Genomic DNA, 24,716 nt, shown 5'->3' with positions numbered 1-24,716 from the left:
TCACTTACCTGCCGATACGGTTGTTGAACCGTCTGTGTGCGGGGTGCCGGTGAAATGGCAGATGTGCGCAGTGGTCACCACGGGCGCGCCACCATTCAAAAGGACTTTCACCGCATTAACCTTGCAGATGCCTGCAACGGCGGTCGTTGCATTGCCACCGATGTTTACCGTCGCGTCTCCGGTGATGTTCACGTTCACCTTGCCTGCAAAATTTGCGACCAGCTCTTTTTTGGCGTGGTCATAGGTAATCTCGCTGCCGTCTGGATACACACGCTTGTGCTCGTCTGCGCTTGTCGACGGGGCGTTCTGGCGAAACAGGCCGGTGATGATGATGGCTTGGGCCAGGTCACCGGATGGTGAGATGAGAACAACTTGTTCACCCACGGTTGGTGGATCCCAGTCGACGGTTGTCCCGGCACGCATGGTCATCCAGGGCTGCCAGCCGGTCAGGTTGTCACCCGCTTTTACCCGTGCACGGGCACGCCCATGATCCACTTCGGAGACGGTACCGATTCGGATCAAGTTGTTTATCAAGCGGAAGGCTTCAGCAAGTGTGTTCATGGGGCCAGTTTGTGCGGGATGGCTCGCGTACGTGAAGGCGGGGCAGTTGTCTGCGGATGCGTTACAAAATCCGCTAAGGTTCTATGTGCTCGAGGACGCGATCGGCGATTAATTCCAGGTCGTTTCGACTAAATCCGAGCAGGCGTCGGGCGGGGTAGTCGTAAACTGGGCCGTTCTTATCGACTTTGGCTCGCAGTCCGTAATGATGGATAGCAGCAATTCGTCCTGATAGTCCGGTAAAGGCGAGACCTGCGCTCTCTGAATCTGTTCTGATCTTGAGATATTTTGCTGTGCGCAGCTTGGTGAACATGGCTTTTTTGCGAATGGCGCCTTTTTTGCCTCGCAGGTTTTGGGGCTTTCGAGGCTCCCATTTATCACCGTCTGGGCCTTGCTGCTTTTGCATCCGCTCTTGGTTGGCTTTCCGAAGGTCTCGGGATACCAGTTTCATCAGCTTGCGGCGTTCAGCAGGTTCCATTTTTCGGAGTAGTGGTTCCATCCAGCCAGAAAGGGCTTCGATGTCGTTACTGGTCATTTTCTACGGGCTCGCTCAAGCCATGAAGATCGCTGATGATTTGCCATTCAGCATCGTCGTTCATAACCAAGGGCGGTTCTGGTAAAACATGCTCAACGTCCAGGCCGGCTGGCGTCGCTTTTACGATCACACGCTCAGTGATATTCACGGTCACACTGATGTCGTAGCTGTCGTTGTTCAGCAGCTCGGCTTCAAAGCTAAGGGTAGTCATTGGGTCGTGACCAGGCTCGCGAATCTGCAGCCAGGAAAGAATCGGGATGATGATATGGTCGACTTCGCCGGCGTAGTCGGTGACGATCAGCCGCACGGGTAGGGTGTAGTTGTGGCTCAGGTTCGCGCCTTGCCAGAATTCGATGTTGCCGTCTTCGATAAACGTCAGCAGCTTGTCCGGGTTACGCTTCAGGCTCGGCACATTGGCAAGGATATGAGCACGCAAATCCGCGAGTTTTTTCATGATGATCCCTGTTTGTTCATCTGCTGCGCTTGATTCTCACAGCTGTCGATTTCGTCCCGGATTTCGCCCATTCTTACGTTGAGCATTTCCAGCTTGGCGTCGTAACGGTCAATCAGATCCAGCAGATCGCCGTTTTTCCGCATCCACTCCCGCCCCGGTGGATTCTCCGGTGTTGCCAGTGCTTTCACGTTCCCGCATACCAGGTAGTCCGTTTTCTGGAGGTATTGAACCTTTCCGGAGCAGGCTGATAACAACATCAGGCAGGTCAGTAGTAGACCAGAGACGATAGGTTTCATTTTCTCTCTCCAGCCGGGCGCGGGTGGCACGCTCAGATTCCAGTTGCGACTCAAGCCGTGCTTCTACTGCCCGGATTTGATCGATACGTTTTGCGAGGCGGTTGCGGGCTTCAGTCATTTCCGTAAGGCGGGTTTTGGTATCGGTGGCCTCTTGCTTCTGCAGTTCCAACGCTTCTGAGGTGGATGCCAGTTTGGTGCTGGTTTCGAGGTTTCGCTCGATGCTGTACCAGAGGGCGCCACTGAGAGCGGTAACCAGAAACCCGATTACAAGGTAAACTTTCATTCCTGGCGCCTCCCGCTGTTTACGTAGAAAGCGAACCACGCCGCAGCGCCTGTCCAGATCACGTTTGCGTAGAGCTGCTGCGCGGTGGTTGGGTCTGGCAGGGCGGTGAACCATTGGTGAGTGTCGAAGCACAGCCATCCGTAAAGCGTCACCAAAAACCGTGGAACCACGCGCCATGCGTCAAGCTTCTGGGGTGTCATGCTCACGATATCCGCCCGATTTCTCTGTGGCGCTGATAGGCGGCGGCCAAACGAGTGTCGTATTGATTCTTGGCGTAGGCCGGGCCGTTGTAGCGTTCGGCAAAATCCGGCCAGTCCCTATCCTTCAGCGCCTTGTGCAGGTGGCTGTCCTGCTTGATGAACCGAACAAACGCCTCCAGCTGCTCACCCTCGCTCAGTATCATTTTGTGATAGAACTTTTGAGCTGACTCGTACCCAAGTGAGCGCCAGTGAAAGCCCATGATTTGAAACAGCCCCCAGCTGGCCGACTCAATGGCCGTGGGTTCATGTATGCCGCAGGCGCGACGAAGGCGGCGCCATTCACCTTCTCCACCCACATAACCACCAGGCTTCCTGTTTACTATGCCCGGGAAGCTAACCGCATTATGGGCGCGCTCGCTCGGTAGCAGGCGGCGATACATGATGTGGCGCTCGAAAAGAATGACTGGGCGGCCCGAAGGCAAAAAGCCCGATTCACGACTTTCGATTTCAGTCACTGCTTTGATAGCAGCGACCTGAACTCCCAGCTTTTTAGCGGCAGCCTTGATGTCTTTTTCTGTCAGCGATTTGCTGGCAATTTCAGATGGGTAGACAGGGTCCAGTGCCGCAACTGTGGCTTCTCCTGCAATACCATCGACGAACAGCCCAGCCTGCTTCTGAAAGCGAACAACGGCCTTTTCGGTTGCATCTCCAAACCAACCATCTGCTTCAATCTTCGCGCCAGTGGCAATCAGCTTCTGCTGGAGAAGCATTACCTGCTGACCAACATCACCATGCCTTAGAATCATGAGCCAATCCCTCCAATCGCGATTGCCAATACCCTCAACACTTCACTTCGAAAGGCGATAATTAGCCCTCCAATACCAAGCACCATCCATATTGCCCCGGCCGCAAACGCCACCTTCGTCGCCAGCCTCTCGACTTTTTCGGTCAGTTTTGTGATCGCCTTCGTTGTCGCGTTCGCCGTATCGTTAAGTGCTTTTACAGTGTCACGGTTTTCGTGATCCATCCGCTTTCGAAAAGCATTCAGAGCGGCGTGGGTTTCTTTGTGTGCTTCCTGTTGTTCAGATCTGGACTCGCGAAAGTCATGCCTGATTTCGGTGAACGCATGCTCCAAGGCGTTAACACGCGGATGCAGCTTCTCCAGATCTCTCAGCCTGGCAGCCAGATCTTGAGCTACGACCTGGTAGAGCCTTTCCTCTGAGGTTTGGTCTTGCTCGGATGCCACGGTTACTCCCAAAGCTGAACTGTTGTGGTGGTGGGTTGTTCGGCCACCTCCGGCATTCTGACCAAGGTTCCTGTGGGTAATACCGGGCCAAGATCGGCCAGGCCCGGGTTTGCCTGGTAAACCGCCTCGGTAACGCCCGCCGTGTATCCATAAAACCGATAACATATGCGGTCGACGGTATCGCCCTGGATCGCGCGCACGTCGGCCATCAAATCAGCTCCACAGTTGTTCGGTGGTGCCCGAGAATGTCAGACAAGGCCCAGGAGGCATTCCTTCTGAGGTCATCACTGGTTAAATCCATGCCGTCTGCCTGGTCGTGACCAGATCCGGTGGCATCGTAATCCCGGTACCGCTCGATCAAATCTGCTTTTGCCAGGCACCAGACAGCTCGCAAGTAAAGGCGCACGCCGGTTCCCAGCGGTTGCCAGTCGGGATCAGGCACGTCTTCCAGCGTTTCAAACCCCTGTTCTTTGCGGGCCTTCATGAACACCGATAACGAGCCGTTAACGTGGAACATGGCAGCCTCCAATGCGTGAACTGCGCGCGCATCGGTAACTGTGCCATCAAGGCGCATGGAGTCTCGGAATTCGACCAGGCTAAGGTCTGGGAAAAACGGTGCGTTGGTAATGGTGACGGGTGCGGTGGTGCCGCCGGCTGCAATAAGGCTCACGGTATGCTCCAAAGAAGGCGGTGAACGGGGCCGTAGAGTTGCAGGCAAAGCCGCAAATCATGGCCCCGTGCCGCCTTGGCGTCGGGGGCCGACTCGGTACCGGCTATTCGCCGGAATCTTTCAGCTCACGCTCAAGGCGCTCTATGTCCTTTTTCACGCCTACGCGCTCGTTCAGTTCCAGAGCACGGTTGAGGGCTGCGAGTGCCTGCTGATCGCTGCCTTGTTCGCGCAAAATATAGCCATAGGCTTTGAACAGTTTTGCCTTAACCTGGTCTTGCATGTCGGCATCAGCAAACAGATCGATTGCCCTTTGCAGTTGCTCCGGGAGATCGTCGGTTACGGTTTCGTTGGCTATCGCCTGCAGGCCGAACCCTGCCACTTCCTCTGCTGCCAGTGTCGCTGTGGTTCGGGCATACTTATCCGGGGTTTCCAGCCCATTCGCCACGGCGTATTCCGCGATATCCAAACCGGTTTTGATATCACCGGTGTCCAGATACCAAACCATCAGTGTTACCAGGACATCATCTTGCTGGCCGGTACCGGCCTCAAGAACACCCTGCACGTAGCTTTCATACTTCGGCAGCATTTCGCGTTTGGCGTCAATTTTGCGCTCGATGCTCTGCAGGTCATGTAAACGGCGCGAGTCTTCAACCAGAGCGATTCGATGCAGCTCATGAGATTCGCCTTGCGGGCGTTCCGGCGTAGTCTGCGCCGCCTCCTGGGCGGCGCGTACTCGCAAGAAGTGCTTTCTTGCTGGGCTTGTCATATCAACCTCGATCAGACGATGGTGATGTTTTCAACGAGACAGCCCGCGCCGAAATCTTCGATCACGTAGGCTTCGTTGGACGACTCGTAGTTCTCGATGCGGTTACGCTTCGGGTTGTCGATAACTTGGCGACGACGAGCACCGGTCTGGTAGTAGATCGACAGGTTTTCCATGGTTGTGATCATCAGCGCGCCCGCAGGGAAGAACGGTGCTGCTACAGCAGGCAGGCCGCCCATGCGCTTCTGGGAAACAATCATGTCGGTCGCTGATTTTTCGGACGGGGTCTGATTGTTGTTGATCAGAGGGAAGTACTTGTCTTGAAGCAATCCGCTGCCGAGCATAACAACCAGATCGGGGTTGCCCTGGTGCCAGGTGTCAATCATGTTGTGCAACGCGTCGTAAACAAGGGCGTCCAAGTTTAAGTAGTCGCCACCAGTGCCCACATTCACTACGCCAGACGCGCTCACTACTTCGGACATCACGCGCTCGGGGGCGCTAGTCCGGTAGTGCTGAAGCCAGCCAATGTTGACGTCTTGCAGTAACTGGTTTGTTGCCCGGTCAGTTTCTGTTGCAGCCGACGTACCGTTGAAGCCGATCATGATCCGATCCAAGGCCTGCTGGCGAAGAATCGCGTCACGAACCAGTGCCTGAAAGTTCGGGAACTTCGCCCAGGCATCGATCTTGGCGTACGGTAGCGCGGTATCAAATTCTGTCAGAACGCACTCGTAGCCATTGGCGCCCAAGTCGCTTACGTCGCGCGGGTTTCGATCCTTGTTGGATACGTTGGTTCGGCCAGCGATGGTGCCAACGCCAAGGCCGATTTTCTCGCCTTTGATTTCGTCCACGCCAATCATGTTGATGGCTTGCAGTAGCGCACTGGATTCCTGAATTCGTTTTTCCAGGGTTTGCTGCACAGACGGTGTTACGTTGAACTGTTCGGCTGGGTTCTCCGCACCATTCAGAGTCGCGATCTGCTGGCGAAGCTTGTTGAAAAGTACTCGGGATTCATTACGCATGGTTTTGCTTCCTCAGCAGTCGGTCAGAATTTCTTCCTGCCCACCGGTAGCCGGTGCGCGTTGGCTATGGTTGTGGGGGCTGGACTCAATCTCGCTTTTCAACGAATTGAAATTGGTTTTAAGCGAGTCCAGTTCGGTTTTCATCTGCCGGTACTCGCCACTCATTTCATCCATTGATGCCCGCAGCTGCTGGCCATCGGTGACGAAAAGCTCCAAAGTTTTTTCGAGGTCTGCACGGAAGTCGCCAAATTTCGCCGCGCTGGCGTCGCGATGCTTGGAGAACAGAGCCTTCACCTTGGTAAACAGGGTTTCGGTATCAGCGGCTGCCGGATCTTCGGCGGTAAAGTCCAACTCCGCTTCCAGGGCGGCAGAAAAGAGGTTTTCCGGGCGCTGTTTACGCGCAGTCAAAGGGCTGTTTTTCGCGGTGCTGCTGAACTGCAGCATTTCGGTGCCCAGAGATGCGGGGGAGTCCGTAACAGCCAGGCCGATAAAGTAGGCCTCACCGCTGCCGGCGAAATCTGGATCTACTTCAATCGATGTATAGATCTTCTGGCGATCTTTCGACATTTTCACCAGATCGTCCGTGGGATCGATTTCAGCGAAAAGCTCCAGCTTACCTTCGGCGTTCTCGCGGGTTTCCAGGCCCGTTACGTCGCCGAATGCTTTAAAGACGCTGTCTGGAAGCATGCCGCGCATGTGCTCAAGCCAAATCCGTGCGCCGTATTTCGCTGGATCGAAGTTGGCAGCCATTTGTTCAATCCAGGTGCGGCTAATTGCGCGGCCATCGGTAGTGGCTCCTTCCGTTGCCACTCGAAATTTCTTTTTCATGTTGCCACTCCAGTGCTTTATGGGCGATTCTGTAAAACCTCGTCATTGGCCCACAGATTCACGGCACAGCCGATCAATTCCAACGTCTTCCAGTTGTGCCGTTTCATGCCACAAAACCCGCACCGATAATGGCGCCGCCGCAGCCATTACGCTGGCTGCATGGATAAAACAGTCGAATCGGATTACAGAGAACACTTTGTCGAAGCTCGCACCCTGTATTGGATGGGCTGGCGAGCTGTGCGCATTTGTGACCGCCTGGGCATCAGCCCGCAGCTGTTCAATAACTGGAAAAAGCGCTTTGGCTGGGACGATTCAGAGCCCATTCAACGTGTGGAGAGTTCCATTGAAGCCCGAATGCTGCAGTTGGTCTTTAAGGACGAAAAGGAAGGCAAGGATTTCAAGGAAATCGATCTGCTTGGGCGACAGATAGAGCGCCTGGCGCGGGTGCACAAGTACAGCGAAACCGGGCGTGAATCAGACTTGAACCCAAACATTCTGGAGCGTAACAAGGCGCCTAGAAAATCGAAAAATGACATCGGTGAAGAAGGCCTGGAGCTGATCACCACCGCGTTCAATGAATCGCTCTTCGACTATCAGCACCGGTGGAGCGTCGCCGCTGGCACACACCGAATCCGAAATATTCTCAAATCACGGCAGATTGGCGCTACCTGGTACTTTGCTCGGGAAGCGATTGTTGATGCGTTCCATACTGGAAAGAACAAAATATTCCTGAGCGCATCGAAGGCCCAGGCACACGTTTTCCGGCAATACATCGTCCAGTTCATCAAAGATACCTGCGACGTAGAATTGAAGGGCGACCCGCTGATTCTGCCCAACGGGGCAACGCTGTATTTTCTCGGCACCAACGTGCGCACCGCCCAGAGCTATCACGGCGATCTGTTCATGGATGAGTACTTCTGGATCCACGACTTCCAGCAGTTCCGGAAAGTGGCCAGCGGCATGGCCATGCATAAGCGCTGGAGCCAGACCTACATTTCCACACCGTCGGCGGTAACCCATGACGCATATCCTTTCTGGACGGGCGAGCTGTTCAACAAGCACCGTGCAAAAGACAAGCGCGTCGTTGTTGAAACCTCCCATGCGGCGCTGGCCAATGGCCTTGCTTGCCCGGACGGCCAATGGCGACAGATCGTAACCGTTGAGGACGCTATTGCCGGTGGCTGCGATCTGTTCGATATCGATCAGTTGCGGATGGAATATTCAGAGGATGAATACGCCAACCTTTTGATGTGCCAATTTGTCGACGATACCCACGCTGTGTTCCCTCTGGCAAAACTGCAACGCTGCATGGTGGATAGCTGGATTGAATGGCGTGACCTGAAGCCTTACACAGATCGGCCTCTGGGTGACAGTCCGGTCTGGATTGGTTACGACCCATCCGGAACAGGAGAGGACGGCGATGGCGCGGGCCTTGCCGTGGTGTCTCCATCCCACTCCAACAGTCGACCACACCGGGTGGTTGAAAAGATACGATTGCGGGGGCTGGATTACGAGCAGCAGTCTGAAGAAATCCGAAAGCTGACCTTCCGATACAACGTTGAATTTATTGGCATTGATGTGACCGGATTGGGCGAGGCGGTGGCCGAACTGGTTGAGAAGTTTTTCCCGGGCGTTACCAGGTACCAGTATTCCATGGACGTGAAAGCGCGCCTTGTTATCAAAACCCAGAACATCATCGATCGCGGCCGGCTCCAGTTCGACGCCGGCGACACCGCGATCGCCCAAAGCTTCATGGCTATCCGCCGTGTAATGACTGACTCCCAAAAACACATAACCTACGCTGCAGGGCGCCGGGGCGACATCGGGCACTCGGATATAGCCTGGGCAATTATGCATGCCCTCGCTCACGAACCCCTTGAGGGCCCGGCCAAGCACGGCGGCAGCATGATGGAGATTTATTGATGAGCGACGGCAAGATCGAAGCATTCACATTCGGCGAGCCTACGCCGGTGATGGATCGGTATGAAATGCTGTACACCGGCTGCTGGATGGCAGGCCAGGACTATTACGAACCACCGGTTGACCTGAGTGCTCTGGCAAAATCATATCGGGCTACTGCGCACCACGGCAGCGCGCTGCAGGTTAAGCGCAACATATTGGTGAAATCCTTCCAGCCCACTAAGTATCTCAGCCGTCAGGACTTTGCCCGCATGGCACTGGATTACCTGGTGTTCGGCAACCTTTACGGCGAGATGATTACCAACAGGCTGGGTGGATTGGTAAAAATCAAACCTGTACTAGCTAAGTATTGTCGCCGTGGAATCAAGCCAGAAACCTATTGGTGGGTGCATGGGTGGCTTCAGGCAGAGGAGTTTTCACAGGGCAGCATCATCCACCTGATGGAGCCCGACCTGGACCAGGAACTTTATGGGGTGCCTGATTACATCGGTTCGTTGCAGTCGGCCTGGCTGAATGAAAGCGCAACACTGTTCCGGCGCAAGTACTACCAGAACGGAAGCCATGCCGGATTCATCATGTACATGACCGATGCCGCGCAACAGCAGGGCGACATCGATGAACTGCGAACAGCTTTGCGCAACAGCAAAGGCCCGGGCAATTTCAAGAACCTTTTCATGTATGCACCGAACGGGAAAAAGGATGGTTTGCAGGTAATACCGGTCAGTGAGGTCGCCGCCAAAGATGAATTCTGGAGCATCAAGAACGCGACACGCGACGACCAGCTGGCAGGCCACCGTGTCCCACCACAACTGATGGGAATTATCCCAACCAATAGCAGCGGCTTCGGTGATGCTGAAAAGGCCGCGCGGGTGTTCGCTGCTAACGAACTGGAACCCTTGCAGGAGCGTATGCTTGAAATGAACGATATCGCCGGCAAAGAGGTGCTGAAGTTCAAGCCTTATTCTCTGGGGGAGGTTGCTCCAGAATCTTAGTTACTGAATAGCGTCAGCCTTTGCCCGCCTCGTGCGGGCTTTTTTGTGCCTGCAGATTGCTGCCCCAGACTCCAAAGCCCGGACACAGATCATGTCTTTGGCTGGCAACCCCTGGGTGGGGGGGGCATCGACCATGCCAGCGCGAACTCCCCCCCGCCTCCGGTGCTCGTCTACATATGTGTCTTTATCAAAGCAGAAGATAAAACGGGAATATGCGGTTCCAGCCGGTCAGATCCTTGGTTTTACGGGCAAATCTTCCAGAGATCTAGGGGGGTGCGCGGAAAAGTGTAATAACTGTAATCGGTCTTTTTTTGAATCGTAGGCTTATGATTTTTAACGGAAAGTGTGGTTACAGTCAAAACGTAATCTACAGTAATCAAAATGTCACGTTGTTGATTTATAAGGCTTTTAAAAGTGCCACTTGTGACAGTAGGCAAGTGTAATCGATTACAGTTATATAGTTAAAAGTGTAATTTAATATTTATATATAAAACATAAGGTTAGGTTAACTTATTACACTTATTGCAGTTATTACACTTTTCCGAAGCCCTCCCGGATTCTGAGCCAGACCGCCACGCACACACGCCCGCACACGCGTATGTCCCTTAAAAGATCTGAGCTTTTATAAACAGGAAACGCACATCCTTGGCTTCGTGACAATATGATGTGGAGGTAAGTGGCGCTGCTGGAAGAGGGATGGCTATTGCGGCTTTTCGATGTCGACAACGCTACCGTATGTTATTGATATTTCAAGGGCTGAATGTGCGCTTGTGAGCGGTGGGGAATTGCCGAGTAAAGCTGTAAGCTGTTGACTTGGGTGAGTTATCTTGGATCAGTGATGTGGCGCTGCAACTCCGCGTACGCCGGTTCGATTCCGACCCGCGCCTCCATTATTTCCCTTTGTTTTCAGTCGCTTAGCATTTTTCGGTCAGAGCCGGCGTATTAATGGCGAAATCGATTCATGTCGAAGGGTTGATCCTAGCTCGCCATTTAAATTAGGTTACAGTTCCTGATCAGCTTCACTACCGCATCCTCAAAGCCTCCAGCAGCAGTTGCAGAACTCTGTGGGCTATTCTGAACCACTTACTGCTAAATAGAGTGCGTATCCGAATGGACGATGGGATTGCCGCCGTAGTTAGGTGTTGACCACTACAATTGGAGTAGCTTCTCCGGGGTGGCCGCGGCGGGGTATTTGGCGGGGACTGAACCACTGACTCTTCGGGAATCAGTGGTTTTTTCAGGTCGGCTATTTCGTTTTAGATGGAGCTGCCTTCATTAAGGCGCAGGAGGCCTTTAACAACTCGGTAGATGTACCAGATAATGGGAACGAGGAACAGAATTGCGCCAATACCAAACGTGACTGTTGTCAGAATTATGCACAGTACGCTCCACAGGAACATCCACCAAAAAGTGCGAATCTGCCAGCTATTGTGGGATTTAACGACAGGGTCAGTTAATGAACCGCTTTTAACATGGTTCATAATCACCCCGACTATGCCTGTGATGCCGATAAAGATGCTGACAGCCTGCAGAATATAAACAATCAGTGCAAATTGCTTCTCGGACTCATTGATGCCGGTGGATGCCTGGGCTGTTTGAGTGCCGGCGCTTGTAACATTGGTACTTTCCATTTCGCTTCCTTTTTCAGTTGTGCTCTTTGTGAGCGTTTTGGTTCCGATCAAAAACTGGTCCCTGGGTGCCAATAAAGCCGGCCTACTTAAATCTTGTCCACATGTAGCCAAAACTGATTATTTTTCATTAAAATCAAGGGTTGTTCAAGATTAATAATCTGTCACTCAGTGTATGGGCAAGCGTCAGTTCTTTCATGCAAAGCTGTGTAATTTTTGTTATATTTTACAAGCGGGTGAGGTTGTGACTTTCTGCGGCGTCAGGCCGCCAATCGGAAGCCTGGCTCGATTCGTTCATGCTTGAGACTGGCTGTTGTCAGCCTGGGCAGCCCTTAATCGCTCCAGAACTTTCGCTCCATCGCTCACTCCGTTGTCGATGCCGGCGGCTTTCAAGCGGGCATCCAGGTCACCGTGCTGTTGTTCCTGGTCCAGCTTAGTCAAAGCGTCCTCTACGTCTTCCGCCTCGGTTTGACGGGCACGTATTCGATTGGCTGAAACGTTCAAGTCTTCCATGTGGCTGTGTAATCCGGTTGCGTGGCCCCGAAGCTGGCGGGTGACCTGTTCGGCGTGTCGGTTGGCTTTCGCCAGACGCATCTCACTGTAGAAGTGTTTCAGCGCACGGCCGGAATCCCTTAATTGGCGGCGCAGTTCGCTTTCCTGTTGCTGTAGCTTTGCGCGCTGTTGCTGCTGGCGTTGCAGTAGGGTTTCATCCTCTGCAATCAGGTTGGCTAGATCCAGCGCCAAGGTTTCTTCGTTTTGCGCCAATGCCTGGCTGGCTTGCTGTTCCCGTTTGTTAATAGCAGCTTGCAGGCCGGCGTTGTCGCGTTCCAGTCGCGTTTTCTCAGCCATCAGGTGCGCCAGCTCCCGCTTTGATCGGGCAATGGCTTGCTCGGCGTCCCGCAGTTCCTGTTCAAAGATACGCATGTCGTTAGCGTCCACCAACTTTGCGACCGGTTCGTGGGCCGATGCTCTGAATAGTGTGTTCAGTTTGCGCCAAATGCTCATGGTGTTACTCCCCGTATTCTTTTAGCAGCTGATGGGTTCTAGCCTCGGAAATGCGGTTCGCAATTCGGTGTTGCTCGTGTTCATCACGCAGGGTTTTCGACAAGGTGATGGTGGTGCTTACTAGAAAAAGAGCGCTGATCGCCATGTAGCCTTTTATCACGATATCAACGGGCGCAAGCACCACACCCGCGGCGGCGGCAAACAGTGCAATCGCAAACGAAACCTTTACAAAAAATACCCAGGAGTTTGAGTTGCTCTTCAGTTCGCTATCCATGATTTCTTCCTCTTTGGGTTTGTTGTTGGGACAGCCGAACTGTGCGCTATCGCTGGATACGCCGCGAGTGATTCCCAAAAAGTATCAGTGGTGTATATCTAAAGTATCGTTTGATGATACTTTTGTTGGCTGGAACTCAAAGAGAGGTGATTCCATGGCGCAAACCAGTGCCATTGTCGGTGAGCTTAAACGACAGCTACGGTCTCACGGCCTGACCTATCAGGACGTAGCTAATGCTCTGGATCTCTCAGAGGCGAGTGTTAAGCGCTTGTTTTCCGAGAAGCAGTTTTCCCTCAAGCGTCTCGACCAGATTTGTGCGCTGATGGGGATTGAGATCAGTGATGTTGTGCGCAAGCTGTCGCCAGAGCTTGAAGTCGAGCAACTGAGTCTGGAACAAGAGCAGGAACTGGTGTCGGATGTGCGACTGTTACTGGTGGCAGTCTGCGCCATGAACCGGTGGCAGTTTCAGGAGATCCATCAGGTTTACGATGTGTCTGAAACCGATTTGATTGGCTATCTCGCCAAGCTGGATCGTATGGGGGTACTGGAGTTGCTACCCGGTAACCGATTCAAGTTGTTGCTCAGTCATGATTTCGCCTGGCAGCCGGGCGGGCCTATACAGCGCTTTTTCGAGGCTGAAGTGCAGCAGGATTTTCTGAAGTGCCGGTTTAATCACCCCGGTGAATTGAGACTGTTTGTGAGTGGCATGCTGTCCGCTCAGTCCAACGAGGTGGTTCAGCAGAAGCTCAAACGCTTGGCTCTGGAGTTTAGGCACTGCCATGAGGAAGATCTTGCACTGCCCTTGGAGCATCGTTTCGGGGTGAGCCTGTTCATGGCCATGCGCCCATGGGAGATTGAGTCTTTTGACAGTTTCCGACGCTCCGAGGCGCGTAAGGACTACCCACCGTTTAGCCGTTGAGGACAGAGTGGGTAAATGCACTAGCGTGGTCGGGCCATGCGCGCTCTATCCCGCTTTCGCCTGTTCCCGATACAAGGCCGCACCCAGGGCAGAAAAATAGTCTTGAAATGCGTCGTTGATACGCTGGCGATGCACGTCATTTGGATAAAGGCCTGCACTAGCTTCATCGGAGTAAACAGTACCGCGCACCAGGAAAGAATTGTTGGGAGTGCTGTCTTCGATGAACGCCTCAAAAGCCCGGGCGCAAAGCTCTTCTGGCTTTGCGTAGTACAGCACCCTTAGTTGCTTGTCGGCTTCCTTGGATGCCTGAAACAGGGGGCTAGGTGCTGTTCCGTCTTCAGTCAGCAGAATTGTTTTAAGACAGGTGCACAGCAGGCTGTTTAGCGGGTGTTCTTTCTGCTTGGCGCTACCGAGCCAGCCGCTGGAGGCAAACGCAAACTTACCTAAACCCTGAAAGGCTCTATTCCCCATGTAATGATCAAACGCATGGAACCACTCATGCGCCAGGCTGCCGGCGCCGGCGTTCTTTGCGAGTGCCAGCTGACGGGTTGCTGGAATGTAGTGGGCGGATACCCCAGGCCGACCACCAATACCGTATTGCATGCCAAGAGATCCACGAAGTGATATCAGGCTCTCGGGCCCCTGCAGAATTGTCATAAGATCACACAGAGCTCGGTAAAACCGATCAGCAGCTCGATCCCGCTCTGCGGGTGTCACCCAGCGACCGACCTCTATGCTTCGGAAATCGAACCGGCGTCGAACCGTAGCAAAGGAAATGGGGTGAGACATCGTCATGAGTTTCCTCCACGCTTGAGCGAGCGACTTATGGTCGCCAAGAACTGTGACGGGCATATTACACCTAGTTACTGTTTTTATATACAGTACTCTGGTTTGGTTTCTCCGTCGGGTCAATTCTGAAAATGAAAATCCCTGTAAATTTTAGAGAGAGTGGGCGTAATGATCGAAAACCTTAAAACCGATCTAATAGTGCGTGTCCCCGCCATCCCGCTCGAGGTCAGTTAAGGCAGGTTGAAAGAAGCAAGTTTATAAAAAACAACCAGTTAAATGACAAACTTTTACAGAGTCTCCCTTTTCCCTCGAGTTAATCTGGCGCATGATCGTGCTCATAATTAGCCATATGAATCATGCGGCATCGGATCCCGGAGGCCACAGTTAGCATCCTGGCTGAAATATAACCTTCAAGTGAAAACACAAGCAAAGAGGAGTGGATGAGTGAGAACGGTTTTTTTACTTTCAATGTGTTTGTTGCTGGCTGGTTGCGCGAGCACAAAATCAATTTTGGGGGTTCACCCGGGCGTTGTTGAAAATGAGGATGGAGCAACAAAAATATATGACTTGGATAATATCGCTTTCTTGGCTCACAGCGATTCTTTTTGGCATCAGCTTTATTTGATTAAAGACGGCGACTCAGAATTTCGGCCCGATATTTTGGCCGATGTTTTTATTGACGTATCAGTTGATGAAAAGCGATGGGTAAATATCAATGAATTTGAAGGAATATCAGTAAGAAGCGCTATAATTGAAGATCTTAAAGAAAAACGTAAATCCCGGGAGTCATTGTTAGATAATGCCGTATTCGTTATCGAGGGATTCGCAGAGTTCAGTGATTACGATTTCGAAAGCGAGAGTTATAGCCTTGAAGAAGTTCGAGTGCCAAACACCGATGCGCTTACTTATTCAACCTACCGTGATAACGCAGGGTCCCTGCGTCGGTATAGAACGTTTTTCCAAGGCGCGCCGACGCCACCCATAATTGAACCGGTAAGGGATATGGTTCTCTTGAACCATACGACCTATCGGTCTTCCGATAGGTTTCTTTCAAAGCTATCCGTAAATGCCTCCGGGGTTGCCTATAAATTTCCACCGAATGAAGCCGAGCAGTTAAAGAGCTTTTTCTCCGATGATAGCCTTAAGGTTAGTATCGTTTCGGAGCTTGTTAGTTATTCCGATTACGCGATTCATAAGAAAGACTATGTAGTGTTTGAGCATAATGTGCTTTGCTATATATTTCACAACGATCAGCGTTTGCAAACGATATACTACGAGAACAGCGATATAAATAACCGCAGTAGAGAAATCTGCAAGAAGGAAGTTGACAGGCTGCTCAGTGGCGAGCCGCTTGAGGAAGCGAACATCCGTCCTTCGTTCTCTGTGTTCCCCGAAGGGGCAATCACCGATCGGGGGGAGCGTGTGCGCTATAATCTTGATAAATACTTTTGAGGCGACCAGCTCTTTAGGTTGCCCGGTACCCCCCCCCCCACTAAAAGTGGGGGGTGCATCTACACAAACCCCGCGTGGTTCAGAGTAGCCCTGCTTACTAATTGAAGGACAACCTGCTTTTAGTCCGGCTAGAGGCAATACCGTTTGCCACAATCATTCCCCAGATCAAGGTAGCGGCAACCGCTAGCGTTATTGCAATCGGCCGATCAACAAAGGCCGTTAGGTCCCCGTTGGCCTTAATGATTGAGCGCATGAAGTTCCTCTCAATGATGGGGCCAAGGATCACGGCCAGTATTAAGGGCCCGACCGGGAAATCATTTAATGTTTCTCGCCCCATATTGAGAGAGGCGCTTGCACGCTTGCGTGAGGATAACCTGGTTATCTCCCGTCGTGGGTCAGGCAGCTTTGTAATTAATCGCCCAGATAGTGCAGTGTTAGAGTTTGCGCGCATAGCCAGCATTGCAGATATCCAGCGGTGTTTTGAATTTCGTACCAATGTAGAGTCCAGCGCGGCCTCCCTGGCTGCAATTAGAAGAACGGATGAGCAGCTAAAGCGCATATGGGAAAAGTACGAAGCCATCAATCAGGCAAATAGCAAGCATTACCTGGCAACGAACGAAGACTTCGAGCTTCATCTGGCGATTACTGAGGCATCGAGCAATCACTATTACGCTACTGTTCTCAAGTCCCTCCATGAAAGTATCAAGGAAGGCATGAATATAACGCGAGGCCTGTCGTTGCTTGCGCCAGAGAAGCGTTTGAGAATAGTCCAGGACGAACATCTGGCTATAGTAAATGCTATTGCCGAAAAGGATGAACATAAGGCAGGGGAGAGCATGCGCGAACACTTGGAGAATGCTCGACGGAGAATGTTTGAAGGAGTTACCGAGTAAAACTCTCAGTTATCCTGATAAGATCGAATACCTACAATAACAAGATCCAAAAAGAGATAACGCGATGACCCCGTACGACTTTATCATCGAAGGCGGCCGGTACTTCGACGGCACTGGCGCACCATCTTCCATTCGCAATCTGGCGGTCAAAGATGGCCGTATTGCAAAAGTGACTGCAGACCCTATTCCCCATGATCAGGCAACCCGCGTAATCGATGCCAATGGCAAATGGGTTACGCCGGGATTTCTGGATACTCATACCCATTACGATGCCGAATTGCTGGTGAGCCCGAGCCTTTCTGAATCGGTTCGTCATGGCGTAACGACGGTGCTGGTGGGTAGTTGCTCGCTAAGCATGATCTGCAGTGATTATGAGGATGCCTCAGACATTTTTACCCGCGTTGAAACCGTGCCGAGGGAACGGGTGCTGCCGATCCTGAAAGAGCACAAAACCTGGACGACCCCAAAACAGTGGGTAGAGCACATCAAGCAGATGCCCCTTGGCCCGAATGTTGTCAGCTTGCTGGGCCACAGCGACATGCGAGTTGGGGTGATGGGATTAAGCCGAGCCACAGATTTGGCCGTCCAGCCCACCGAAGAAGAAATGCGGACCATGGAGCGTTTGCTGAAAGAGGCGCTTGATGAAGGGTTTCTCGGCCTGTCGACCATGTGCCTTAAGTGGGACAAGGTGGATGGTGATCGGGAGTGGTCAAAGAGCTTGCCCAGCACTTACGCCAAGTGGGGTGAGGTCGCACGTTTAAACAAGTTGGTGCGCCAGTATAATCGGGTGCATCAAGGCGCGCCGAATGCTGCTACGCCCTTGCAGATTCTGCAATATGTGCGGGAGTGTGTGGGGTTGTTACGGCGGCCGTTAAAAACCACCTTGATCAGCCAGATGGATTTGAAAGGCAGCGCCGCGCTAACAACTCTCACCAAGCTAACATCCATGTTTACCAATGCCTTGCGGGGAGACTTCCGCTGGCAGGTGCTGCCTACACCTTTCACGGTTTACGCAGACGGTATTGATGTTGTGTTCTTTGAAGAGTTTGGAGCCGGGGAAATGGCTCTGGATTTGAAAGATGCGGTCGAGCGAAATGACTTGCTGAAAAGCGAGGAATACCGTCGTAATTTCCGGAAGTTCTATGGTGAAAAACTGAGCCCTCGGGTTTGGCAGAGGGATTTCGGTGATGCCATGATCATCGATTGCCCTGATGAATCACTGATCGGTAAGAACTTTGAAGAAGTAGCAAAGGCGCGCGGTATTCATGTGGTGGATTTGTTTCTCGACCTGGTGGTGGAGTTCGGTAAGAAAATACGCTGGTACACCACTGTCGGAAACCACCGAAAACAGGTTCTCAAACAGCTGGTTAAAGACCCCACTACACTTATTACCTTCAGCGATGCCGGTGCCCATATCCGTAATATGGCGTTCTACAACCTGCCGTTGCGCATGTTGAAGCTGGTCCAGGAGTCCATCGACGAGGGCGATCCGGTAATGACCATGGAGCAGGCTGTTCACCGTTTGACAGGCGATCAAGCCGATTGGTTTGGTATAGAAGCCGGTAAGATCCGGGTAGGTGACCGAGCCGATCTGGTGGTGCTGGATCCCTCAGGCTTTGACCAGAATCTGGAAGACGTGTCCTGGGGCGAAATGGAAAACTTCGATCTTCAAAGACTGGTTAACCGTAACCCGGGTATTGTGAAAACCGTTATGATCAATGGAAAACTGGCGGTGGATGATGAGCAGTTCTTGCCGGAGTTTGGTCGCGAGATGGGCTACGGTACGTTTATTCCCGCCCGTTAACCGGGTCTGCAGGCACTTCGAAATCCACAGAGCCAGATCGGGCTTGTTTGCGCCAAGCCCGCGGCGAGCATCCTTTCCATGTTTTAAAAGCCCGGCTAAATGGCGCCAGGTCCGTATAGCCCAGGCTCATTGCGAGCTGGGACAGATCAATGTCTGTGTTTTTCAGGTACTGGCAAGCCAGGCGCTGGCGGTTAACCCTCAGGCGCTCGCCAAAACTGGTGTTCTCGGATTTCAAGCGGTTCTGCAAACTTCGTGGATGGCTGCCCAATACACGGGCAACGGTATCCAGGCTGCATTCGGCAGTGGGGAGCAGGGCTGTGATGGTTCTGTCTACTTGTGAGCGCAGGCCAGTTACCTTGAGTTGGGGCTGGCTCTTTTGCCACTGCTGACTGATACGCTGGCGCACATCGTTTGTGGCCAGAACGGGCAGATGCAGGATTGATGCAGGAAATTGAACGCGGTTTTCGAGCCCACCAAATTGCAGGTTCGGGCCGAAGAAGGCCCGGTATGCCTCGAAATTTCCGTTATCGCGTGCGGTCAATTCCACTTCTTCCGGCCGCGGGGCTCCCGCATTCAGTTGCTTTGTGCCACTGACCAGCAGCGCCAAACTGAGTGCCATCAGTTGGTGGCAGTCCGTACGGGCTTCAAACGCGAATGCCATCCGCATTTCCAACACCGGCCCACTGATATCCACATCAATCTGGACGCCGTGAGCGTGAAAGGCGAGATTTCTCAGCAGAATGCGCACTGCATCTGCAATAGTGGACTGCATGCACATCAATGATCCCAGTGCGCCCACTGCTTCCAAGCCCTGACGATACCCAAGCCGGGCGCCAAATTCCGGTGCACAGCATCGTTCTGCAGCCAGGGCCAACAGCGCTGCCAGGCTCGTGTAAGGAATATACAGATCGGTATCTTTCAGGACCGCTGGGCTCAGGCCGACCTCCCGCATCAAGCGGTAGGGGTGCTCGCCATAACTACGCACCAGTTCGGGAAAGCCCACTAACGCACCGCTGCGTGCAAAATATTGCATGACGCCTGTCCTGAAAATGACTTATGTTCGTGTATTGTCAAATTGTGATTCGCCTTTGGTCAAGTAAATAAGGTTGATCTGTTCTAATCTGGTTATCCTAACGGCCAACCAAGGTTGATGTTCTACTTGCCCCAAGGAGATTCTTTATGGCCAGCCATGTTACTGCAGACACGCTTGTTATTGGCGGAGGTATAGCCGGTATCGTCACCGCGCTGGAGCTCCTTCGGGCGGGCAAAACCGTCACGCTGGTAGACAGGGATACACCAGAGCGTTTGGGCGGGCTGGCGTTGTGGGCGTTTGGCGGCATGGCTCTGGTCGGCACACCATTGCAACGAAAAATGGGTATTCCGGATAATCCCGAGCGTGCCCTCAAAGACTGGATCAGCTTTGGTGAGCTGGACACCAGCGACGAGCACTCCCTGGCCTGGGCTCGTTACTATGTGGAGAATTCCTGCAGCGAGGTCTACGACTGGCTGAAAGCCGAAGGCATCAAGTTTTTGCCTGCAGTGAACTGGGTTGAGCGGGGTCGACTAGGCGAAGGGAATAGTGTGCCGCGCTATCACATAGTGTTTGGAACTTCCCGAGAGCTCACCCGAACTCTGATTTCGGCTATGGAGGATGCCGCCGAGGGAAATCGCCTCACGGTATTGCATCAGCACAGTATCAGTTCGTTGGAGAGCAGTGATGGTCGCGTTACCGGAGCCATTGGCAGCAATGATAAAACCGGTGAGCCGATCCATTTAACGGCGCAGACGGTAGTGGTGGCTACTGGCGGAATCAACGGCAACCACCAGCAAACCCGTGCTAACTGGCCGAAAGATCGGCCCATGCCAAAAACCATGCTGAACGGTGCCCACCCATACGCTGATGGCAAGCTGCACCACGAAGTGGCCAACAAACTGGGTGGAAATATCGTTAATGCGGGTGAAATGTGGAACTACGCCGCCGGCTTTCCCCATCCGTATCCCCATTTTAAAGGCCACGGCTTATCGACCATTCCTTGCAAATCTGCCTTGTGGCTTGATCACAAAGGCAAGCGAATCGGCCCGGAGCCGCTGGTGACCGGCTTTGACACCCATTGGCTTTGCCAACGTGTTGCCGAGCAGGAAAAACCCTGGACCTGGCACCTGTTGAACTGGCGTATTGCCGCCAAGGAATTCGCCATCTCCGGAGCCGAACACAATCACAGAATACGCGACAAGCAGTTGATTCGTTTTGTGTTCGAGACCCTGACCGGCAACCATAACCTGGTCAAACAAATGGCCCGTGAAAGTGATGATTTCCTGGTTGCTGACACACTCGAAGAGCTGACAGGAAAAATGAATGCGCTGACCCGCTCCCACGATGTCGATCCGGCCACACTGCAGGCTACGGCTGATGCTTTCGATGCGAATTTTGCCGCGGGCAGCAAGCTGGAAAATGACGATCAGATTCGCCGTATTCTTCATGCCCGCCAGTGGGGGCCGGATAAATTGCGTACCTGCAAGCCTGCGCCACTGCAAAAGAAAGGTGCCGGGCCGTTTATCGCCGTGCGCATGCAATTGATTACCCGCAAAAGCCTTGGTGGCTTGCGTACTGACCTGCAATCCCGCGCCCTTGGCCCAGACAACCAACCGATATCAGGGCTCTACTGTGTGGGTGAAGCCGCCGGTTTCGGTGGCGGCGGCTGTAACGGCAAGCGGTCTCTGGAAGGCACTTTTTTGCCTGGTTGTATTTTGACTGCCAGAGCAGCAGCGCGGTCGATCGTTTCGAGCACCTAATCCAGGTAAAGAAGCTAGCCGAATACTGATAGAAAATAACAAGGAGAATAAAGATGAACGGTGCGCAAGCCCTGATGAAAACCCTGGTGGACGCGGGTATCGAAGTCTGTTTTAGCAACCCTGGTACCAGCGAAATGCACTTTGTGGCAGCGCTGGATGATGAACCAAAAATGCGCGCCGTGCTGGCACTGTTTGAAGGCGTGGCAACTGGTGCGGCTGATGGTTACGCCCGGATGGCTGACAAGCCAGCAGTGACACTTCTGCACTTGGGCTGCGGATTAGGCAACGGCTTGGCCAACTTGCACAATGCGCGCAAAGGCAAGGTGCCGGTGGTAAACATTGTTGGTGATCACGCGATCGACCATGTGAAATACGATGCGCAGCTCCAGTCGGATATCGAAACCGTTGCCCGTAATGTGTCACCGGGTTTTGTCCGCACATCTCAAACCACGGCCGAATTGTGCAAAGATGCCGTCGATGCCATAACGACAGCCCGCGGACTGCCCGGCCAGGTGGCTACGCTGATCCTGCCCGCAGATGTTTCGTGGGGAGAGGGTGGTAGCCCCTCGGTTGTGCCCAAACAAGTTGAGTCTCCAACTGCCGGCGATAGCGCCATTCAAGCTGCGGTTGATGCCGTTCGCTCCGGAAAAAAGACAGCGCTGCTGCTGGGTGGCCGAGCTCTGCGGGAACCGGCTCTCATGGCAGCCGCTAAAATCGCCGCCGCTAAAGGTGTGAAGCTTTTGGCAGAAACCTTTCCGACACGCATAGAGCGCGGCGAAGGCCTGCCTCCGGTTGAAAGAGTTGCCTATCTGGCGGAACTGGCAGGCGTGCAACTGGCCGACATTGATCACCTGATACTGGTGGACAGCAAAGCGCCCGTTTCCTTCTTTGCCTATCCCGGGAAAAAGAGTTATCTCGTACCGGATAGTTGCACCGTTCACACCTTGTCCAGCCCCGAACAGGACGCCCGGGGCAGCCTTGAAAAGCTAGCCGCGGCACTGGGAGCTGACAAAGCTCAGCCCGAATTGCAGCAGCTACAGCGCCCATCGGCACCCCGTGGTCGCCTTTCCGCGCCGAAAGTCTGTAAAGCAGTTGGCCACTACCTCCCAGAGAACGCCATTATTATCGATGAGGCCATCACCTCCGGGTTAATGTTGAATGCCATGACCGCAGGTTCGCCTCGTCATGACATGATTGCCCTTACCGGAGGGGCCATTGGCCAGGGCCTGCCCAACGCTGTCGGCGCCGCGATTGCCTGTCCGGAACGCCCGGTGATTGCATTGATCGGCGACGGCACGGCTATGTATACCATTCAAGCCCTGTGGACCATGGCCCGTGAGCAGTTGAATGTCACCACCATTATTTTCAACAATGCGTCTTACTCGGTGCTGAATATAGAGCTGGAGCGTGTAGGCGCTGAAGAGGTGGGCGACAAGGCCAAATCCCAGTTGGATCTGAATGGCCCTGTGCTGAACTTCGCCCAATTGGCCCAAGGTATGGGAGTTCACGGCGTGCGGGTTGACACCGCCGAGGCCTTCAATCATGCCCTTGACTACGCCCTGTCACAGCCGGGCCCCCACTTGATCGAGGCCATGGTGCCGGAATCCCTGAGTGGCTTGAAAAGAAAAATCCTACCTTGGGTGTTGCGTTCGTTACCGAGCTTGCCTGTGTCGGTAACCCGTACCCTGAAAAACAAGATCGCACCCTGATACCGGGAGCCGCCATGTACGACTACATCATCATCGGCGCCGGATCTGCCGGCTGTGTATTGGCCAACAGACTGTCAGCAGATCCGGGAAACCGGGTTTGCCTTCTGGAGGCTGGCCCCAGCGACCGCACACACTGGATACGCAACTGTAACCCCCTGAACATGCTGATGTTGATGAATAGCCGCACCTACAACTGGCGTTATCACACCGAGCCTGAAGCACGCACCGGCAACCGCCCGTTTTTCTGGCCACGGGGGCGCGCACTGGGCGGGTCCAGTTCAATCAATGCCATGATTTACACCCGGGGCCATCCGGAGGATTACAACCACTGGGCATCATTGGGTAATCGCGGCTGGGATTACCAGAGTGTATTACCCTGGTTCTGCCATTCGGAGCGGCAAGGGCGTGGAGCGAACGACTGGCATGGCGATCAGGGGACCATGGATGTTGTGGATACCAACTACCATTTTCCTGTTAGCGAGGCTTTTGTGAAGGCCTGTGGTGAAGCTGGCCAGGCCGTCAAAAAGGATTTCAATGATGCAGAGCAGGAAGGCTGTGGTTTTTTCCAGGTAACACAGACCCCTTCGGGGCAGCGGGCCAACAGCGCTTACTCGTTTCTGGATGAAGCCGCGGGCCGGCCCAACCTCACGGTTTTGACGGGCGTGCATGTTACCCGGATCTGCTTTGAGGGCAGGGTTGCGACTGGCGTTGAAATTGGCCGCAACGGGCCCAAGGGGCCTCGCGAAATCCTGAACGCGGCCAAAGAGGTTATTCTCAGCGCGGGCGTTATCAACTCACCGCAGCTGCTAAAACTCTCCGGTGTTGGCCCGGCCGGGGAACTGGAAGCCCACGGCATCCCCTTGGTCCATGATCTGCAAGGTGTTGGTGAGAATTTGCAGGATCATCCCGATGTCATCATTCGCTGCCGGGACAAAACCGGCACCTCGCTGGCGGTGGCTCCAACTCGCAACAGCATGGCGTTTTTCATGCGGATGCTCAGGCAGAAAAATTTCGTGTTTACCCCCACGGACTGCGGTGGCTTCGTGCGCTCGCAGCCCAGCGAGCCAATCCCGGATCTGCAGTTGCAGTTTGCCGCCATACGCATGCAGCCCCATGGGCGTGGCCTGTTTACATCCATGCTTGCGGGCTTCGTGCTGCACATCTGCCACCTGCGTCCGGAAAGCCGTGGGCGTGTTTTGTTGCGCAGTTCCGATCCTTTTGCAGCTCCGGTTATTCAGGCCAACTACTTTGATCAGAAAAAGGAGCTTGATGCGTTGGTGCGGGGCATTCGCTTGGGCCGAAGCATTCTGTCCCAGCCCGCCATGAAACCTTTCCATGGCGGTGAGGAAAGCCCGGGGCCGGAGATCCAGAGCGATGAGGAATTGACCCAGTGGGTGAGGGACCATGTGGAGACGGTCTACCACACTGCTGGCACCTGTAACATGGGTAAGGGTGTCATGGCTGTAGTGGATGCTGAGCTGCGGGTACATGGAGTGGAACGGCTGAGGGTTATCGATTCCTCTGTGATGCCCACTATCACCGGCAGCAATATTCATGCACCTACGGTGATGATTGCCGAGAAGGGCGCGCACAGCATTCTTAATCCGTCGGCAATTGGGCTGTGAGCGACTCCCGGTTAATCTGTGATTTGCCACTATGGCGACAGACTGTCGTGTTATATCAAAA

At 53.6% G+C, this 24,716-nt stretch carries 26 protein-coding genes; 9 read left to right on the top strand and 17 right to left on the bottom strand.

Annotated elements, in window-relative coordinates:
- The 12 genes from FE848_RS15285 to FE848_RS15225 all read right to left on the bottom strand — a co-directional run bounded on the left by FE848_RS15285 (position 1) and on the right by FE848_RS15225 (position 6,852).
- Positions 1–561, bottom strand: coding sequence for a phage baseplate assembly protein V (locus FE848_RS15285; protein ID WP_200204721.1), 561 nt, complete (start codon positions 559–561; stop codon positions 1–3).
- A gap of 73 nt (positions 562–634) precedes the next feature.
- Positions 635–1,093 (bottom strand): phage virion morphogenesis protein, encoded by a 459-nt coding sequence (locus FE848_RS15280; protein WP_200204720.1) that lies wholly within the window; start codon positions 1,091–1,093, stop codon positions 635–637.
- Positions 1,083–1,547, bottom strand: coding sequence for a phage tail protein (locus tag FE848_RS15275; protein ID WP_200204719.1), 465 nt, complete (start codon positions 1,545–1,547; stop codon positions 1,083–1,085). The genes FE848_RS15280 and FE848_RS15275 overlap by 11 nt, the downstream gene beginning before the upstream one ends.
- Positions 1,544–1,804, bottom strand: a complete 261-nt coding sequence (locus tag FE848_RS18795) for a hypothetical protein (RefSeq protein WP_265091952.1) — start codon at positions 1,802–1,804, stop codon at positions 1,544–1,546. The genes FE848_RS15275 and FE848_RS18795 overlap by 4 nt, the downstream gene beginning before the upstream one ends.
- Before the next feature lie 318 nt (positions 1,805–2,122).
- On the bottom strand, positions 2,123–2,332 hold the full coding sequence (locus FE848_RS15260) for a hypothetical protein (RefSeq protein WP_200204716.1): 210 nt from the start codon (positions 2,330–2,332) through the stop codon (positions 2,123–2,125).
- Positions 2,329–3,132 (bottom strand): N-acetylmuramidase domain-containing protein, encoded by an 804-nt coding sequence (locus tag FE848_RS15255; RefSeq protein WP_200204715.1) that lies wholly within the window; start codon positions 3,130–3,132, stop codon positions 2,329–2,331. Before FE848_RS15255 ends, FE848_RS15260 begins: the two co-directional genes overlap by 4 nt.
- On the bottom strand, positions 3,129–3,572 hold the full coding sequence (locus FE848_RS15250; protein ID WP_200204714.1) for a hypothetical protein: 444 nt from the start codon (positions 3,570–3,572) through the stop codon (positions 3,129–3,131). The genes FE848_RS15255 and FE848_RS15250 overlap by 4 nt, the downstream gene beginning before the upstream one ends.
- 2 nt (positions 3,573–3,574) lie before the next feature.
- A complete protein-coding gene (locus tag FE848_RS15245) occupies positions 3,575–3,781 on the bottom strand; it encodes a tail protein X (RefSeq protein ID WP_200204713.1) in 207 nt (68 codons plus the stop codon).
- A complete protein-coding gene (locus FE848_RS15240; RefSeq protein ID WP_200204712.1) occupies positions 3,781–4,242 on the bottom strand; it encodes a head completion/stabilization protein in 462 nt (153 codons plus the stop codon). Before FE848_RS15240 ends, FE848_RS15245 begins: the two co-directional genes overlap by 1 nt.
- A gap of 103 nt (positions 4,243–4,345) precedes the next feature.
- Positions 4,346–5,008 (bottom strand): phage terminase small subunit, encoded by a 663-nt coding sequence (gpM, locus tag FE848_RS15235; RefSeq protein WP_200204711.1) that lies wholly within the window; start codon positions 5,006–5,008, stop codon positions 4,346–4,348.
- An 11-nt stretch (positions 5,009–5,019) separates the two neighbouring features.
- The gene (locus tag FE848_RS15230) at positions 5,020–6,024 is read right to left on the bottom strand and encodes a phage major capsid protein, P2 family (RefSeq protein WP_200204710.1); all 1,005 of its coding nucleotides are present in this window, start codon (positions 6,022–6,024) and stop codon (positions 5,020–5,022) included.
- Between the two features lie 12 nt (positions 6,025–6,036).
- Positions 6,037–6,852, bottom strand: coding sequence for a GPO family capsid scaffolding protein (locus FE848_RS15225; protein ID WP_200204709.1), 816 nt, complete (start codon positions 6,850–6,852; stop codon positions 6,037–6,039).
- Between the two features lie 159 nt (positions 6,853–7,011).
- On the opposite strand from FE848_RS15225, the gene FE848_RS15220 reads away from it, so the two are divergent.
- Together FE848_RS15220 and FE848_RS15215 are read left to right on the top strand one after the other, a co-directional pair.
- A complete protein-coding gene (locus tag FE848_RS15220) occupies positions 7,012–8,775 on the top strand; it encodes a terminase large subunit domain-containing protein (protein ID WP_200204708.1) in 1,764 nt (587 codons plus the stop codon).
- Positions 8,775–9,764: a phage portal protein gene (locus tag FE848_RS15215; RefSeq protein ID WP_200204707.1), complete on the top strand. Its 990-nt coding sequence runs from the start codon at positions 8,775–8,777 to the stop codon at positions 9,762–9,764. Before FE848_RS15220 ends, FE848_RS15215 begins: the two co-directional genes overlap by 1 nt.
- Positions 9,765–11,020: 1,256 nt before the next feature.
- Here FE848_RS15215 and FE848_RS15210 read toward each other — a convergent pair.
- The 3 genes from FE848_RS15210 to FE848_RS15200 all read right to left on the bottom strand — a co-directional run bounded on the left by FE848_RS15210 (position 11,021) and on the right by FE848_RS15200 (position 12,671).
- A complete protein-coding gene (locus FE848_RS15210; RefSeq protein ID WP_227715383.1) occupies positions 11,021–11,395 on the bottom strand; it encodes a DUF4870 family protein in 375 nt (124 codons plus the stop codon).
- Positions 11,396–11,686: 291 nt separating this feature from the next.
- Positions 11,687–12,397: a PspA/IM30 family protein gene (locus FE848_RS15205; RefSeq protein ID WP_200204706.1), complete on the bottom strand. Its 711-nt coding sequence runs from the start codon at positions 12,395–12,397 to the stop codon at positions 11,687–11,689.
- Between the two features lie 4 nt (positions 12,398–12,401).
- Entirely contained in the window at positions 12,402–12,671 is a 270-nt protein-coding gene (locus FE848_RS15200; RefSeq protein WP_200204705.1) for a YiaA/YiaB family inner membrane protein, read from the bottom strand.
- Positions 12,672–12,825: 154 nt separating this feature from the next.
- On the opposite strand from FE848_RS15200, the gene FE848_RS15195 reads away from it, so the two are divergent.
- Entirely contained in the window at positions 12,826–13,590 is a 765-nt protein-coding gene (locus FE848_RS15195; protein ID WP_200204704.1) for a helix-turn-helix domain-containing protein, read from the top strand.
- A 45-nt stretch (positions 13,591–13,635) separates the two neighbouring features.
- Here the strand turns inward: FE848_RS15195 and FE848_RS15190 are convergent, their stop codons facing one another.
- Positions 13,636–14,385, bottom strand: a complete 750-nt coding sequence (locus FE848_RS15190; RefSeq protein ID WP_200204703.1) for a CLCA_X family protein — start codon at positions 14,383–14,385, stop codon at positions 13,636–13,638.
- A 438-nt stretch (positions 14,386–14,823) separates the two neighbouring features.
- Here FE848_RS15190 and FE848_RS15185 point away from each other — a divergent pair, with 438 nt between their 5' ends.
- The 3 genes from FE848_RS15185 (at position 14,824) to FE848_RS15175 (ending at position 18,528) form a co-directional block, all read left to right on the top strand.
- Entirely contained in the window at positions 14,824–15,831 is a 1,008-nt protein-coding gene (locus FE848_RS15185; RefSeq protein ID WP_200204702.1) for a hypothetical protein, read from the top strand.
- Between the two features lie 251 nt (positions 15,832–16,082).
- Positions 16,083–16,724 carry a FadR/GntR family transcriptional regulator gene (locus FE848_RS15180; protein ID WP_200204701.1) on the top strand — a complete coding sequence of 214 codons (642 nt, stop codon included), beginning with the start codon at positions 16,083–16,085 and terminating at the stop codon, positions 16,722–16,724.
- Positions 16,725–16,788: 64 nt separating this feature from the next.
- Positions 16,789–18,528: an N-acyl-D-amino-acid deacylase family protein gene (locus FE848_RS15175; RefSeq protein WP_200204700.1), complete on the top strand. Its 1,740-nt coding sequence runs from the start codon at positions 16,789–16,791 to the stop codon at positions 18,526–18,528.
- On the opposite strand, the gene FE848_RS15170 is transcribed toward FE848_RS15175, so the two are convergent.
- Positions 18,512–19,561 (bottom strand): helix-turn-helix domain-containing protein, encoded by a 1,050-nt coding sequence (locus FE848_RS15170; RefSeq protein WP_200204699.1) that lies wholly within the window; start codon positions 19,559–19,561, stop codon positions 18,512–18,514. The genes FE848_RS15175 and FE848_RS15170 overlap by 17 nt on opposite strands.
- 146 nt (positions 19,562–19,707) lie before the next feature.
- Here FE848_RS15170 and FE848_RS15165 point away from each other — a divergent pair, with 146 nt between their 5' ends.
- From FE848_RS15165 to FE848_RS15155, 3 genes are read left to right on the top strand one after another with little or no spacing between them, the layout of a single operon-like run.
- The gene (locus FE848_RS15165) at positions 19,708–21,321 is read left to right on the top strand and encodes an FAD-dependent oxidoreductase (RefSeq protein WP_200204698.1); all 1,614 of its coding nucleotides are present in this window, start codon (positions 19,708–19,710) and stop codon (positions 21,319–21,321) included.
- Positions 21,322–21,374: 53 nt separating this feature from the next.
- A complete protein-coding gene (locus FE848_RS15160) occupies positions 21,375–23,030 on the top strand; it encodes an acetolactate synthase large subunit (RefSeq protein ID WP_200204697.1) in 1,656 nt (551 codons plus the stop codon).
- A complete protein-coding gene (locus FE848_RS15155; protein ID WP_200204696.1) occupies positions 22,958–24,655 on the top strand; it encodes a GMC family oxidoreductase in 1,698 nt (565 codons plus the stop codon). The genes FE848_RS15160 and FE848_RS15155 overlap by 73 nt, the downstream gene beginning before the upstream one ends.
- Positions 24,656–24,716: the final 61 nt, after the last annotated feature.

The organism is Marinobacter sp. 1-3A (genome assembly GCF_016597775.1).
Classification (GTDB): Bacteria; Pseudomonadota; Gammaproteobacteria; order Pseudomonadales; family Oleiphilaceae; genus Marinobacter; species Marinobacter xiaoshiensis.
This window is presented reverse-complemented; position numbering and strand designations above follow the sequence as displayed.